This is a genomic window from Photobacterium sagamiensis (genome assembly GCF_050337085.1).
GTDB classification, from domain to species: Bacteria; Pseudomonadota; Gammaproteobacteria; order Enterobacterales; family Vibrionaceae; genus Photobacterium; species Photobacterium sagamiensis.
On sequence record NZ_JAKJSP010000028.1, the window covers coordinates 43,653 to 58,964 of the forward strand.

Annotated in this window: 13 protein-coding genes; 10 read left to right on the forward strand and 3 right to left on the reverse strand. The window is 43.8% G+C overall.

Annotated elements, in window-relative coordinates; all coding sequences use genetic code 11:
* The first annotated feature begins 251 nt into the window (after positions 1-251).
* Positions 252-3,041: a bifunctional diguanylate cyclase/phosphodiesterase gene (locus L4D76_RS14555; protein ID WP_428441611.1), complete on the forward strand. Its 2,790-nt coding sequence runs from the start codon at positions 252-254 to the stop codon at positions 3,039-3,041.
* A gap of 635 nt (positions 3,042-3,676) precedes the next feature.
* Here the strand turns inward: L4D76_RS14555 and L4D76_RS14560 are convergent.
* Positions 3,677-5,098 carry an anaerobic C4-dicarboxylate transporter gene (locus L4D76_RS14560; RefSeq protein WP_428441612.1) on the reverse strand — a complete coding sequence of 474 codons (1,422 nt, stop codon included), beginning with the start codon at positions 5,096-5,098 and terminating at the stop codon, positions 3,677-3,679.
* A gap of 91 nt (positions 5,099-5,189) precedes the next feature.
* Entirely contained in the window at positions 5,190-5,315 is a 126-nt protein-coding gene (locus tag L4D76_RS14565) for a hypothetical protein (protein WP_428441613.1), read from the reverse strand.
* Between the two features lie 546 nt (positions 5,316-5,861).
* Here L4D76_RS14565 and L4D76_RS14570 point away from each other — a divergent pair.
* The 7 genes from L4D76_RS14570 (at position 5,862) to L4D76_RS14600 (ending at position 11,677) form a co-directional block, all read left to right on the forward strand.
* On the forward strand, positions 5,862-7,466 hold the full coding sequence (locus tag L4D76_RS14570) for an ATP-binding protein (protein ID WP_428441614.1): 1,605 nt from the start codon (positions 5,862-5,864) through the stop codon (positions 7,464-7,466).
* Entirely contained in the window at positions 7,459-8,139 is a 681-nt protein-coding gene (locus L4D76_RS14575) for a response regulator (RefSeq protein ID WP_428441615.1), read from the forward strand. Before L4D76_RS14570 ends, L4D76_RS14575 begins: the two co-directional genes overlap by 8 nt.
* 212 nt (positions 8,140-8,351) lie before the next feature.
* Positions 8,352-9,095 carry a dienelactone hydrolase family protein gene (locus tag L4D76_RS14580; protein ID WP_428441616.1) on the forward strand — a complete coding sequence of 248 codons (744 nt, stop codon included), beginning with the start codon at positions 8,352-8,354 and terminating at the stop codon, positions 9,093-9,095.
* A gap of 84 nt (positions 9,096-9,179) precedes the next feature.
* Positions 9,180-9,689 carry a GNAT family N-acetyltransferase gene (locus tag L4D76_RS14585; RefSeq protein ID WP_428441617.1) on the forward strand — a complete coding sequence of 170 codons (510 nt, stop codon included), beginning with the start codon at positions 9,180-9,182 and terminating at the stop codon, positions 9,687-9,689.
* A gap of 67 nt (positions 9,690-9,756) precedes the next feature.
* Complete coding sequence (locus tag L4D76_RS14590; RefSeq protein ID WP_428441618.1) at positions 9,757-10,203, forward strand: GNAT family N-acetyltransferase; 447 nt, start codon at positions 9,757-9,759, stop codon at positions 10,201-10,203.
* A 13-nt stretch (positions 10,204-10,216) separates the two neighbouring features.
* A complete protein-coding gene (locus L4D76_RS14595) occupies positions 10,217-10,531 on the forward strand; it encodes a heavy metal-binding domain-containing protein (RefSeq protein ID WP_428441619.1) in 315 nt (104 codons plus the stop codon).
* 453 nt (positions 10,532-10,984) lie between these two features.
* Positions 10,985-11,677, forward strand: coding sequence for an IS6 family transposase (locus L4D76_RS14600; protein ID WP_428441620.1), 693 nt, complete (start codon positions 10,985-10,987; stop codon positions 11,675-11,677).
* Positions 11,678-11,791: 114 nt separating this feature from the next.
* On the opposite strand, the gene L4D76_RS14605 is transcribed toward L4D76_RS14600, so the two are convergent.
* Positions 11,792-12,292, reverse strand: coding sequence for an arginine repressor (locus L4D76_RS14605; protein ID WP_428441621.1), 501 nt, complete (start codon positions 12,290-12,292; stop codon positions 11,792-11,794).
* Between the two features lie 86 nt (positions 12,293-12,378).
* Between L4D76_RS14605 and arcA the strand changes: the two genes are divergently transcribed.
* Both arcA and L4D76_RS14615 read left to right on the forward strand, forming a co-directional pair.
* Positions 12,379-13,599, forward strand: a complete 1,221-nt coding sequence (arcA, locus tag L4D76_RS14610) for an arginine deiminase (protein ID WP_428441622.1) — start codon at positions 12,379-12,381, stop codon at positions 13,597-13,599.
* A 120-nt stretch (positions 13,600-13,719) separates the two neighbouring features.
* Positions 13,720-15,168 (forward strand): YfcC family protein, encoded by a 1,449-nt coding sequence (locus L4D76_RS14615; RefSeq protein ID WP_428441623.1) that lies wholly within the window; start codon positions 13,720-13,722, stop codon positions 15,166-15,168.
* Positions 15,169-15,312 lie beyond the last annotated feature (144 nt).

Below are 15,312 nucleotides of genomic sequence, written 5' to 3' on the forward strand. Positions count from 1 at the left end.
TTTCACAATGCCTTGCATCAAGAGTGAAATGCCAGAGATTTCATCATCACTATCATCGGAAGTGCGGGTGCAATTTTGGTTGGTTTACTGGGGAGAATAGTATGTATTTGATTGATATAGAAAATAAATGCAATTTAGTACATTCAATAAATTGATGTTGTTGTGATCTTAGTTCACGTAATAGCTGCTACGGAGTTGCAATTTTATATATACTCCTAGGGAATAGGTTGCTGCTGATAAATAAGTAGAGCATGAGAATAACAAGAATTAAGCCCGTTAAACTGAGTACCAGAACCGCGCTGTTATTTGGTGCGGGTCTAACGGCAATTGCGGCTTTTTGCCTGTTTTTTACTCGTTATTTCTTTTTGTATAACATCAATGAAATTGAAAACACCCAAATTCGGCATGATAACGAGCAAGCTAGAGCCATTATCGAATTGCTGGTTGATGAGCAGGAAAATCGTTCTTATGATTGGGCTTATTGGGATGAGACCTACGAGCTAGTGACTAAGGGCGATCAGGGTTACCGCCAGAGAAATTTATATTATGACGGCCTGAAAGCTTTGGATATTGATCTGATCGTTTACCTTAACCGTGAGGGTCAGGTTGTTGAAACTGCTCTTGCTGAAAACAGTATGAATACTGACCGTGTCTCGAACCAGCTACCAGCAGAGTTAAAAAAAGCCCTTCTTTCTGATAGCGGACTAAAACCTTATTTAGACCAAGCTGCTACATTGCATGATTCACTGCAAAGTAGCCAGTCTGGGTTAGTTTCTGTTGGCGATACTATATGGGTTATCAGTATTACACCTGTGTTAACCAGCGAGGCAGAAGGGCCTACTGGCGGCTGGATGGTGTGGGGGCGGCATCTATCTACCATCTTTCCAAGTCGTTATGAAACGATCCTCTCTGCTCAAAATAGTATTCAGGTTAACCATTTCGTAGACACAAAAGTCGGAGCCGGCGAGAGTTTATTCGTGGCTTCAGTTACGGTAGAAAAATCAGGTAAGAACCTTTCTGCCAGTACCGTATTAGCTGATATAAATGGTAACCCATTGGGTGTTTTGACCACCACAGAACCTCGGCGTATCTATCAGGAAGGGAACCGCTTAATAAGTTGGTTGGCAGTTATTTTATTTGCTGCCGCTGTTGTTGTGGGTGGGGCAACGTTTTATCTGTTCCGGCACAAGGTGGGCAGACGTTTTACTGCTTTGGAAGCGGGCCTTAAGAACCTGGCTCAGGGAGAATATAGCAGTAAGATGAGTATGGGGGGAAATGATGAGTTTTCCATGGTCGGTGAAGTGATCAATCAGATCCTGTCTGCTTCGTCTCACACCCGTAACACGCTCAATAATGTGGCGCAGAAGTTCGATGCATTATATCAAAGCAGCAATTTGGGTTTGCTTATGGTGCTGGATGGCAAGATCGTTGATGCAAACAAAACCATGGCTCACATTCTTGCCTATGAATCTGAGCAGCATTTGGTCGGTAAAACGCTACAGTCACTTTGTCCGAGTCATGATAGTGATATCTGTGATGTTGAGCATATGTATCAGGCCATTCGTTACGGTGAACGTCATTTTGATATTGAAATGTCAGCCGCTGATGGCCGCAGAATTGCCTGTGAACTGGAAGTGACCCTGATACAGCAACAGGGTGAAGATGCGCTTATGTTGTCGGTTAAGGACATTAGCAAGCAAAAACTACAGGAAGGCATTATACGACAGCTTGAGCGACGAGATTCTGTCACCGGGTTGTTGAACCGGCAGTCTGTTTTTACTGCTTTACGCCCGGCACTGTCAGCACAGGTTGCAGATGACAATAACAGTAAACTCACAGTGCTGTATGTGAAGCTTGAAAGGTTCAATGTCGTCTCAGGGATTTTTGGTCACCAGATCTCAGATGCAGTACTCAGACATCTGGCTGAGACGTTCATTGGTTTTGCTCCAGACTGTCTTGTTGGCCGGGTGGCTGAAAGTGAGTTTGTCATCGCGATGGAAGCAGTGAGAGATACCGCAGAGCCATGCCTATGCGCAGAGAAAATTGTCCGGCATTTGCATCAGCCCTTGACGATTGATGGTGTAGAAGTTGGTTTATCGGTTGCGGTTGGAGTGCTTTTTGTCTCTGCAGATATAAATAGTATTGATGAACTGATGAGTAGTGCTGAATTTGCGGCTTACCGGGCGATGACGAATCAAAGCCGAGTTCAGGTTTTTGACAAAATAATGGTCCAGCAGGCCAAAAATCATCTTATTGCTCAGCGTGATATTGCTAACGTGATTCGTTTAGGCGAAATATCACCGTATTTTCAGCCCATAGTGAAAGCTGATACGGGTGAAGTATTAGGTTTTGAGGCACTGGCGCGTTGGTCCCATCCTGAACTTGGCGCGGTGTCTCCGTTGACCTTTATACCTATAGCAGAAGAGCGGAATTTGATTATCGCTCTTGGCGAGCATGTACTGAATGAAGCATGTGCTTTTATCTCAGATCTAAATCAGTATCGTGCACAGAGCGGGCTTAACCCACTTTCTGTTCATGTGAATTTTTCCAGTACGCATTTCTCTCATGAGAGCTTGATCCCTTTTCTTAAAATGATATTGGCTAAGTATGCAATCCCCCCGCAATGTTTAGTTATTGAAATCACTGAAAGTATGTTGATTGGCTCTATGAGTGAAGTCATCAATCGTATGAAACTGGTCAAAAAACTGGGCGTGAAACTGGCCTTAGATGATTTTGGAACAGGTTACTCTGCACTGAATACTTTATGTGAGTTCCCATTAGATGTTGTGAAATTGGACCAGAGTTTTGTTCGTCGGCTAGGTTCTGATCATCGAGGTGAGATCCTGGTTCGTAATATTGCAAGAATGTCCAGAGAACTTGGTTTGACCCTGGTCGCGGAGGGCGTTGAAACCCGGGAGCAGAAGGACACAGTGGTATCGTTACGGGTTGATGAGATCCAGGGATATTACTTTTACAAACCAATGCCGGCTAACGACGCATTGGCTCGTTTTTCTTACAGGGATAGAATGTTATGCCATTAGCAGTATTCATTCGTTAATAGAATTCACTCGCTTAATTAATTATTTATTCAAAGCCAGCATTTAGACGCTGGTTTTTTTTCATCTGCAGAAAATCGAGATATTGATCTGGAGAGGGTTCCTAATCACTAGTACCGTTTCATAGTGTTTTAGAAATGTTTATCTCTATGTGGAAATAGGATGATGGGAAATTCGTAACGTTCAAGATTAAGCTAAGAGTTTCGTCATCCCAGAAACCGCCAAACACGGAACTTGCAGGCTTTCTCAAAAGTTATCAGGGATCCATCATGCACGGAAGGTTCAGTGGATTGTGGATCCCCGATAATCGCTACTGTAAATCCAATCGATAATGAAAAGATCAACATTAAGCGCTTCAATGGATGACAAAGAGCAAGGATGACGGCGGTTTGGCTTCATCGATAAAAGTAAGGCAAATTCGCTGGCGAAATCTACCACCGATTTGTTGCGCAAACTCGGTATGGGGCAGAAGCAACCCAAATCCCAACACCAATTGCGAAGTGATTGGCACAGACTTCCAGTTCACTGAAATGCGCTTTATTCTCTCGAATTCAGTAGCTCTGGCTGTCTGTGCCCTTTTGTTTAGGTTTACGCTTTTTATTTTTTCCTCATGGCAATTATTATGCGATAGAGAATTCTTCGTGTTTTATGCGGTTCATGTATGAATTCACCGCGAATGCAAGGGTACAAAGCCCCAGCCCCCATAGCCAAATTGGCAGAATACCTACTGATATTGCATATCCAACACAAGTAGCAGTAAACACACCAATGAAGCCGGGGATCACGAAACTGTGGTTTAGAACATATTTACCTATCTTTGTTGTACCTGAGCGGTCGAAAGTAATCGCAGCAAGATCTGACGGGTAGAATGGGAAGAAATAATAGGCATAACAAGCAGGAAGCACACCGATTAGTACTTCAGCTGGAATCCCCAACGCAAAACCAAGTGGTAACATGATAGTAAGAACTGCGGCTTGGCTTTTCAAAAATATCGAAGATACAAACATTGCAATAGCAAAGGTCCAAGGGTGTGTCTTAACCACATCTTCAACAAGGCTTATGATGTAAGGTTTATTGAAAGATATTATTGTGTCACTCATCCATGCGATACCAAAGATGATAATGACCGCGCTCATACCGGCAATAAAAACATTTGTCTTGACAATCTTTTTCGGATCAACGTTGGTCGTTAACAGAATAATTGCGCCGACTGACAACATCATGAACTGGAGAGCTGTTGATGTTTTAACGCCGTCTGGAAGTAAACCAATATCTTTACCGAACATTGCCACGCAGATCACCAATAAAATTCCGAGTAAGAAGACACTTAAGCCCATCTTCGCTTCTTTATTATTAGCCGGAGCATTCTGAGTGTTGGAAGTATCGGATTTATCAATTAGTTGTGCTTTAAACTGAGGGTCTTCACATCTTTGCAAAAACTCTTGGTCATCCTGCAATTCTTTACCGCGTTTAATACTCCAAGTCGCTGCAATCAATACACCTGTAAGTGTTGCTGGGATGGTTACCATGAGCACTTGGCCCAACGAAATATCCAGATTGTTTGTGGCTGCTGTTGCCATTACCACTGCCGCTGCTGCCGCAATTGGGCTTGCTGTAATACCCATTTGAGACGCAACAGTCGATATTGCCATCGGCCTCTCGGGACGTATTCCTCGCTTGATACTCACATCGTAAATTACTGGCAACAAAGGATATACAGAGTGGCCTGTTCCGACCATAACCGTTAGAAAGTAGGTACAAAGTGGCCCGAGAAAAACAATTTTCGAAGGGTGTTTTCTTAAGAGTTTTTCTGCGTAATTAACTAATAGCTTCAATCCTCCGGTCGCTTCTAGCGTCGCCGAAGCAGCAACCACAGCAAGAATGATCAGCATAACACCGATAGGAGGTTTACCCGGAGCAATACCAAATACAAACGATAGAATAGATACCCCTAATCCACCGAGAAGACCAAAAGCGATGCCTCCGTATCGGATACCAATAAAAATAACGGCGAGCAACAACATCATGTGAACAAAGAACATATTTTTTCCTTAAATATAAAGTAATTTGTCTTTTAAATAAGAGAACTGGAATACCACTTTAGGCTTTTTGAACTGGTAGCTATCTTGATGATTAGATCATGAAGCCAACAGCCAATGCAGTCGTGTAACGCGCGATTTTACCTGCCACACCAGTGTGGAATTTCAGGTAAAGAGGAACGCACATGCCACCACCAAGAATGGCTGGAATGTTTTTCAATGCTGCTTTCTTAAGCACATTGGTAAATATATCCCACCTGTTTTCTAGGGTTATTATGATTTTTTGTAGTCTACCAACACTTGCCGACCGGAATATTGAGTACCCTGCTAATGTAACTATTTTAGGCTTTTGTAACTTTTGTAAATGGTGATTTAGTGAGGAGGTTTATACCCAAGTAACCTCAAGATGCTCGTTTCAGCGAGAATTTCCAGGCGCTAAGGTCAGGCGCTGATTTGCAGATATAGCGCTCTACATCAAAAATCAGCAACGCAACATTAGTGCCTGGAAAACTCGCCCTTCGGGAGTGATCCAGCCAGCCCACTTCTGCGTCAAATGCACTCGAAAGGACCAGTCATTCCTTCGCACATTTTCCTTGAATCGAACTGGCTGGTACCACTCTGAATCCTGCATCTTGAGGTAACTTGGGTATAGTGGGTCTGACGGAAAAACTGTCGATTCATTATTTCTGACCCAAGCACACATTAATACCAGCAGATAACCAGTTATACTGCCCCCTTCACTAACATTGCTATTCCAAGACCTATCATGAAACTTAAGAGTTATCTGATCTTAACCATCGTTGCAGCTACCTCTTCTCTTGTTATCGTCGTAACCACCGCCATCTTTTTTTTACTGCAAAATTCGTATCAGGAAGGCATTCAAGCGCGAGGGTTAGAACTTGCTCGCGTGGTCGCACATGATCCCATGGTCATTAACGCGGTTGATGCCAAAAATAAGCAGCAGAAATCCGACCTACAAGACTATGTGGAAGATATTAGAGCGCGTACCGATGCTTCCTATATCGTGGTCGTCGATAAAGATACCATTCGTTTGAGCCACCCCAAACCAGATAAAGTCGGCAAGCATTTTATCGGTGGCGACATTAAACCCGCGATAGAACAAGGTGATGAATTCAGCAGTGTGGCATCTGGCTCACTCGGCAAAGCTATCCGTAATTTTTCTCCTGTTTTTTTAGATGGCAAAGTTATTGGTGCAGTCTGTATTGGGTATTTATCTGAAAAAACATCCGATATTTTTTTTAAACAATATGGTCATATTGGCATGCTTATCGGCGTGGTCTATTTGCTTGGTATTGGCATTACAGGCGCGTTTATGTTCAAGATGAAACGTACCTTCTTGGACTATGAGCCAGAGTTTATCGTGAACAAATTCCGCGAGCATGAGATGGTACTCGATAGTATTCGTGACGCTATTATTGCGGTTGATAACAACATGAACATCACCACCATTAATAACAGCGCAATTAAGATGCTTTCTATGGGGGTACTGGATCGCTATGACTATGTGAATCACTCTTTATCGCGTTATTCCACGCCGTTAAGTCATTTGGTTCTCGCTAATCAAGGGGTGTTCCATCAAGAGGAATTCAATATTGGCAAATTAAGCTACAAAGCCAATGTTTATCCAATCAACACCCCGAAAGGATCGCAGGGTCATGTCGTCGTATTCTTCACGAACCTTGATCCAAATGAGCTTGAACGCGAAGTCACTTCCTTGAATAGTTACGCGGAATTACTCCGCAGTAAAACGCATGAGTATTCCAATAAGCTCAATGTACTTTCGGGCATGCTACAAATCGGTAAATACGATGAAGCAGTTGACTTTATTCAACAAGAAACCGATCGCTACCAATCTATAATTCACAATATTGTACTGTCGGTGACAGATAGTGCCGTTGCTGGTTTGTTGCTTGCGAAATTTAATAAAGCTTCAGATATTGGTGTGAAATTCACTATCGATATGGATACAAATTTGTCGAGTTACGAGAAGAATATCTCGGAAAAATTCGTCACAATGGTAGGTAACTTGATCGATAATGCCCTACTCGCATCGTGGCAAAACAGAGAGAATGCAGAGCCTGAAGTACATGTGTATCTAAGCGATCGCAGTAATCACATTATTTTAGAAACTCAAGACAGCGGCGCAGGTGTGCCCGAAGACATTTCCGGTCACATTTTAGAGTTCGGTGTAAGCTCTAAGCTCGACGATGAACAGAGCGGCATTGGCTTGTACTTGGTCAAGCAACTGGTCGATTACTTCCATGGAAGTATTGATTGGGAACGCACAGAGCAACACACTACGCTATTCAGTATTTACTTAGATAAAAATGAAATCGCTAATTATGACTAAAACCACTGTAATGCTTATTGAAGATGATAGTCGAGCCAGCTACACCCTCGAATCAACCATCAATCAACACCCTAATTTCACTGTGGTTGCAGCTAGCGAAAGCTGTTCAGATGCCTTGTTGCAATACGGGGCGTTCAAACCAACATTAATCTTTGTCGATATCACGCTGCCCGATGGCAATGGTATTGATGTTATTCGTCAACTGCGCGAACAAAACGCGGATTGTGATTTCATTATGACAACCGCCGAACGAGAAACCGCAACGGTCGAAAAAGCCGTTCAGCTTGGTGTGACCGATTATTTAGTAAAGCCGATTCGCATGTCTCGCGTTAACCAAGCCCTTGACGACTATAAGCAGTACAAACAAAAACTAGCTCGTGCTGCAACCGTTGATCAAGGTGATATCGACCAGATATTCCGTAAAGCACCTGTAAAGCAATTACGCCAGACACCTAAAGGTATTGATGCAACAACTCTTGCTTCATTGCAGGCGATTCTGCATGTAGATAAACCACACGACTTTTCTGCAGATGATATTGGTGAGCGCATGAATGTCAGCCGCATTACGGCAAGGCGTTATCTGGAGTTTTTAGAATCGGAAGGCATGATCCGCTTAGTTCTAAACTACAAAACTGGCGGTCGCCCTCGTCGTTTGTATCAGATGGTCGAGTAACAGAGAAACCTTAGCGGGGAATCTTTGTTCCTATCCACGATGACGAGGGGCTTAACCATTTATTCAAAGCCAGCGTTGAGACGCTGGCTTTTTTTTCGCCTGAAGAAAATCGTAATCCGGAGGGAAGCGAGGATGATCCTTGTATAAGCAGTGTGTGGACTACACTAATACGATTGATTTCAATGACAACAGACGCTTGAAAGGACAACAAGATGAACATCAGGCTAAATAAGATATTGGCAATGTTACTGTTTGTTTCTGGCTCTGCTCTGGCACTGCAGGGTGAGTCCGTGAGTTATCAGGTGAATGGGCAGAAATATGAGGGGTACTATATTTCACCGACTAAAGATGCCCCGTTGATATTGATGGTTCATGACTGGGATGGATTAACCGACTACGAAGTGAAGCGTGCCGAGATGCTGGTTAAAGAAGGGTACGCCGTATTTGCCGTTGATCTGTTTGGTGCCGGGATCAGGCCGACAAAAGTTGAAGATAGGCGTCAGCATACCGGCGAACTCTATAAAGACAGGCAAAAAATGCGAGATTTGCTTAATGGCGGATTAAAAGCCGCAGAGGCAAAGGGGGCGCAAATCGATGATGTTGTTGCAATGGGCTATTGCTTTGGTGGCGCCGCCGTTTTAGAGCTGGCCCGTTCCGGTGCAGATATGAAAGGTTTTGTCACTTTTCATGGCGGGCTGAAAACCCCGCAAGATCAGAATTACTCCAAAACAAAAGGGAGTGTGCTGGTAATGCATGGTGCGGCAGATCAGGCTATTTCAATGGAAGACTTTACCGCTCTGTCGAAAGCGTTGGAAGCGAGTCAGGTGAGTAACGAAATGATTGTTTACAGTGGCGCGCCTCACGCCTTTACGGTGTTTGGCTCCCCCAACTATCGTGAAGAAGCAGATCATAAATCATGGCATCGTTTTCTGGCGTATTTGAATGAACTGAAGTAGTTGATAATGGTACTAAGATCTTGAACCTGGAATCCCGAAGTTGGATACTGAATCTTGCTGTTACCAAATGATGAGGAAGTACATTTGATCGTTGCAGAAACAGAGAGATTGGTCATTCGCTGGCTAAATGAAGCCGATGCTGAATTTATCCATCAGCTCTTTAACACTGACGGATTTTTACAGTTCGTGGGTGATAAAAATATTCGCTCCATCGAAGATGGCAGAAACTATCTGCAAAATGGCCCTATTGGTATGTATCAGCATATTGGGATTGGCCTTTATATGGTTGAACTGAAATCGGAAAATCAGCCATTAGGTATCTGTGGTTTGATAAAAAGAGACTCATTAGACGATATTGATATTGGTTATGGCTTTCTCCCTGATTGCGCAGGGCTAGGCTATGCGTATGAATCTGCTGTAGCGGTTGTTGAATATGCTAAATCGGAGCTGAACCTTAAACGGCTGGTGGCAATCACAACCTCGGATAATACACGTTCCATTAAGTTATTAGAGCGGCTGGGTCTGAGCTTTGAGAGTAATGTCGAGGAGCCGGCAGATGCACCGGCTTTAGGTTTGTATGCCACCGACTTATAAATGCTGACCGCAATGTTTAAGCGTTCACCAAGCCGCATGGGTTAAAGCTAAAAGCGAAAGGTATGGAATGATTGAAGAAGTAACAGATAGCGATATTCCTGAGATAATTGTGCTAATCGATAATTCAATAAAGACATGTATCGATGTACCTCATGCTATTGCCGATGATCTAGTCAATCATTGCGCGGACAATGTTTTGTGGTGGAAAGACAATAAGCAAAGTGCTGCACATTTTTTGTATCGTCTTGATGACAGAATAGTCGGTGTCGTGTTAGTAAAAGATCATTGGAATCTGGCCAACTTGTTTGTAGATCCGGATTATCATGCCAGAGGGATAGGTAAAGATTTGGTTTTAAAAGCGTTGTCTGCCTGTAAGAGTCGCTCTGCGAAAGGTCGGGTAAAACTGACTTCTTCAAACCATGCCGCGGGGTTCTATCACAGCGTGGGCTTTGAGCAAGTCGGTGAATCCAAACCTCTACCTGGTGGGTGTATTCCATTTGAGTATCGTTTTTAAGGGAGTTTAAAGTATGTTATGTGTCACAACACCCGATGTTCCAGCCCGGGAGATTAAAGAAACGCTTGGCGTGGTTACGGGCAATGTCGTGCAATCGAAGCATGTCGGACGAGATATTATGGCCGGCTTTAAAACCATCTTTGGTGGTGAGATCAGAGGTTATACCGAGATGCTGACAGAGGCCCGGGAAGAAGCGCTGAACCGAGTAATTGCTGAAGCCGAATCTTTAGGTGCTGATGCGATTGTTAACCTGCGTTTTACCACCAGTGCCATAATGCAGGGAGCATCAGAAATTCTTGCCTATGGTACCGCGGTAAAACTACGCTAACGACGAGTTAAAATCATATAGGTACGAATCAAAGCCCCTTGTTAATCGGGGGCTTTTGTTTTGAATATCTTCTGCTTGTTTTTACCCATTAACGGCTTAGGGTGACCGCTCTAAGCCGGATTTGCCCCTTTTCGCGTTAAAGCAAAAGCTCATTCAAATCCTATTAATCTCGTTTTGCTATAGATGAGCTTATGCGAATTCCGCTTTACTCCAAATTAAACTCACCTACTCATTGATCACAATTTAGTCTCAGTTTTCAATGGAATACTAGCTCATAACATATTGATTTTTATGATCAGCTTTGAACAACTAGAAGCCCACAGGAGTCCTCATGGATTATATCGAGTTAGATAGGAAGTTTACGGAATTGACTTCAGAAGGAATTGATAGGGTTTTTTCGCAAACTGGAGTCGTGAGGTATGATCTCCGTCACCACTCACGATTTCTTGCACAATGACTATCAATTTTTCAGGCCGTCACTTTCCGTCCGACATCATCCTTCAAGTTGTTCGCTATTACGTTTCTTATAAACTCAGCTACCGTGAAGTAGAAGAAATATTTGCAGAGCGTGGCATCCATGTTGATCACTCTACCTTGAATCGGTGGGTCATCAAATATACTCCTTTATTAGAGCATCGTGCTCGACAAATAAAAAAGCCAGTGGCGTCTTCGTGGCGGATGGACGAGACATACATTAACGTCAAAGGTCAATGGAAGTATTACTACCTAGCCGTTGATAAGTATGGCAATGTCATTGATTTTTTACTCTGTGATAACCGTGACGAGAAAGCAGCTCGCGCCTTCTTTAACAAGGCGATAGATCATAACGGTTTACCTGAAAAGGTCGTGATCGATAAAAGTGGTGCGAACACGTTAGCGCTACACAATATCAACGTCAATCTCTGGTTGATGGGGAAGATGCTCTACCTTATTGAAGTGCTACAAATTAAGTATTTGAACAATATTGTCGAGCAAAGCCACCGGAAAGTGAAAGGTAAGATGCATCAGTGTCTGGGATGGAAATTAGATGAAGGAGCCCAAACTACACTCGCTGGCGTGGAGCTGTGGTCGATGATTAAAAATGGACAGCTCGACAACCCTGATGGTTTATCTGTTTGGGATGAATTCTATGCACTTGCGGCCTAATGGCATCTGGAAATCAGTACGTTTGTACTTCAATATAACTTTGCGACAAAACCAATAAAACAGGTTCTTTTGATTCATGTAGCTCAGCAAGAATTTTTGTTACATTGCGCTTGATTAATGTAATGGTAAACCTAATTTCGCTTTTACAATCATTTCGCACTCATCAATATGATTGATGTCTCTAGGCGCAACCATCACAGTATCATTACCTGATATTGTACCTAAAATTTCTTCATGGGGTTGAACATCAATAATTCGGGCAATAAGCTGAGCACTTCCAGGATGAGTTCTTACAACGATAAATAATTGGTTATGGGTAATAAATTCAATTTGTGATGCAATGGTAGAATCAACCTGAACAGTTTCGTTTTCAACAGCCAGGCAGTAAACTTTTTTACCGTATGCATTAGGGACTTTAACAACGCCAAGCCGTAATAATAGCCGAGATATTGTCGATTGACTAATACGTCCAAAACCAAGAGCCATAAGTTGACGTCGAATCTCATCTTGAGTAGTAAAACTTTGCTGCTGTAGTAAACGCTTACATTCAGCGATTAAACTGCTGTCATATTCTGCTTCATCTGCCTCAATATTTCTCTTAATACGCCAAGTCATAAGCACCCCATCCTTACTGATGAAATTATAAGTATGATTGTCTAAATAGGCTAAGATAAAACAAACCGCAAAGAGAGATGCGAGTTATGAACAGGTTTTATGTAGGTTCAGAAGTTGGAGTATTACACAGTGTTCTCTTACACCGTCCAGAAAGAGCCCTCACTCACCTAACACCATCTAACTGTCAAGAGCTGTTATTTGATGATGTTCTGTCTGTAGAACGTGCGGGAGAAGAACATGATGTCTTTGCCAATACCCTTCGCAATGAAGGGGTAGAAGTGCTGCTATTGCACGAAATGTTATCAGAAACCCTGGCCCTGCCTGAAGCACGTGAGTGGTTATTACACACCCAGATTTCCCCATACCGTTTAGGGCCAATATTTGCTGATGACGTTCGCAGCTACTTATCAGAATTGCCTTTTGACGAGTTGGCTTCAATCCTGATTGGTGGACTGAACTATTCTAAACTGCCTATTCAATCAACTTCTATCATGCAGGGTATGCATAGCAGTAGCGATTTTATTATCGAACCGCTGCCGAATCATCTGTTTACCCGTGATACCTCATGCTGGATTTACGGAGGCGTATCATTCAACCCGATGGCAAAACCTGCACGCCAACGGGAAACCAACCATCTGCGCGCTATTTATCGCTGGCATCCGCGATTTGCCGGACAGGATTTTATCAAATACTACGGCGACGAAGAAAAAAGCTACGATAACGCTACGATTGAAGGTGGTGACGTACTTGTGATTGGCAAAGGCAACGTACTGATCGGTATGTCCGAACGTACCACACCGCAGGGGGTGACAAACTTAGCGGCTAATCTACTCCAGCATGGACAAGTTGAGCAGGTGATTGCCTTGGAACTTCCTAAACACCGCTCATGTATGCATCTTGATACCGTCATGACTCATATGGATGTAGATACCTTCTCGGTGTATCCGGAAGTGGTACGCAAAGATATCAAGTGCTGGAGTCTGACCGCAGGCAAGCCAGGTGAAGTCAAAGTTGTAGAGAAAGGTTATTTCATTCACGCCATTGAAGAAGCTTTAGGCGTGGATCAGTTAAACATCATCACAACTGGCGGTGATAGCTATGAAGCCGAGCGCGAACAGTGGAATGATGCCAATAACGTATTAGCCGTCCGTCCTGGTGTGGTTATTGGCTATGAGCGTAATGTATACACCAATGAAAAATACGAAAAGGCCGGTATTACCGTATTACCTATTCCTGGTAATGAGCTGGGACGTGGCCGCGGAGGCGCTCGTTGCATGAGCTGCCCACTGTATCGCGATGGCATTTAATCTGTGTTATTGAGCACATTGTCGGTTTCCATCGCCGTAATAAGGCCACAACCATTTTTTGAGTCTGGACAATCGCTTTTATAGGGTTTCATGACACCTTGCGGTGTTAAGGAAAAGAGAATGGATAAGAATAACGCGAACCAAGATGATAAAGGCAAGTTCTTCACTAGGTTTAAATTCCCCTCAGCCTATACCATCCTTTTTTTCTTGATTGCAGTGATGGCATTACTGACGTGGATCGTACCCGCGGGCCAGTATGATCGGGTGATGAGCGAAGAACTCGGACGGGAAATCCCAATAACCGGTACTTACAAACAGGTTGAAAGCAACCCACAAGGCATCGTTGATGTGATGATGGCTCCTATTGATGGGTTGTACGATCACGAAAGTTATGAAGCCGCAGCCATTGATGTATCCCTATTCATTCTGATAATTGGCGGTTTTCTTGGCTTGGTGGCGAAAACGGGGGCGATTGATGCCGGTATTGAACGGGTCACGACTCACCTCGAAGGTCGCGAAGAATGGATGATCCCCATTTTGATGGCTTTGTTTGCTGCCGGCGGAACAATTTATGGTATGGCGGAAGAATCATTACCTTTCTACACACTATTGGTACCGGTAATGATGGCCGCTCGCTTTGACCCGGTTGTTGCAGCCGCGACAATCCTACTCGGAGCCGGTATCGGAACCCTGGGTTCGACCATCAATCCATTCGCAACAGTTATCGCTGCTAATGCTGCCGGGATCCCGTTTACCGATGGGATCGGGCTACGCATAGTTATCCTGGTGGTCGGCTGGCTTATTTGTGTGGGCTACGTTATGCGTTATGCCAAAATAGTACGCGCCGACCACAGTAAGTCCATCGTTTTTGATAAATACGAAGAAGACATGGAGCACTTTCTGGGTAACAAGGAAGGTCAGGACATACTGGAACTAACTACCACCCGAAAAGTGATCCTAATCATCTTCGGAGCGGCTTTCGGCGTAATGATCTACGGCGTGGCGGTATTGGGATGGTGGATGGCTGAAATTTCCGCGATGTTCTTAGCTGCAGCGATTATTATCGGCCTTGTCGCCCGTATGAGTGAAGAAGAACTAACCACAAGCTTTATCGAGGGGGCTCGAGACCTATTGGGTGTTGCTCTAATCATAGGTATCGCTCGGGGGATTGTGGTGGTGATGGATCGCGGGATGATCACTGATACCATTCTCAACGCAGCAGAACATGCCGTTACAGGCTTATCAACCATTGCATTCATAAATGTCATGTACTGGTTGGAAGTTTTATTATCATTCCTAGTGCCATCTTCATCCGGCCTGGCCGTTCTGACAATGCCCATCATGTCACCGTTAGCTGATTTTGCCGGCGTTAGCCGTGATTTAGTTGTTACGGCTTATCAGTCTGCATCCGGTATTGTCAACCTGATGACTCCGACCTCGGCGGTTGTTATGGGGGGCTTGGCCATTGCCCGTGTTCCCTATGTCCGCTGGGTAAAATGGGTGGCACCACTACTGTTGATCCTGACAATTTTTATCATGGTAGTGTTAAGTATCGGAGCCATGCTTTAAATCTCAGCAACTAGCCCAAAACCACAACGCTGTCGCATGACAGCTTTGATTTCACGTTCGAATGGGATCAGCCCGGGATATACCTTCGCTGTTATGTAGAATATCTCTATTTTACAGGTTTGAACCATCAGGCATAACACTGAT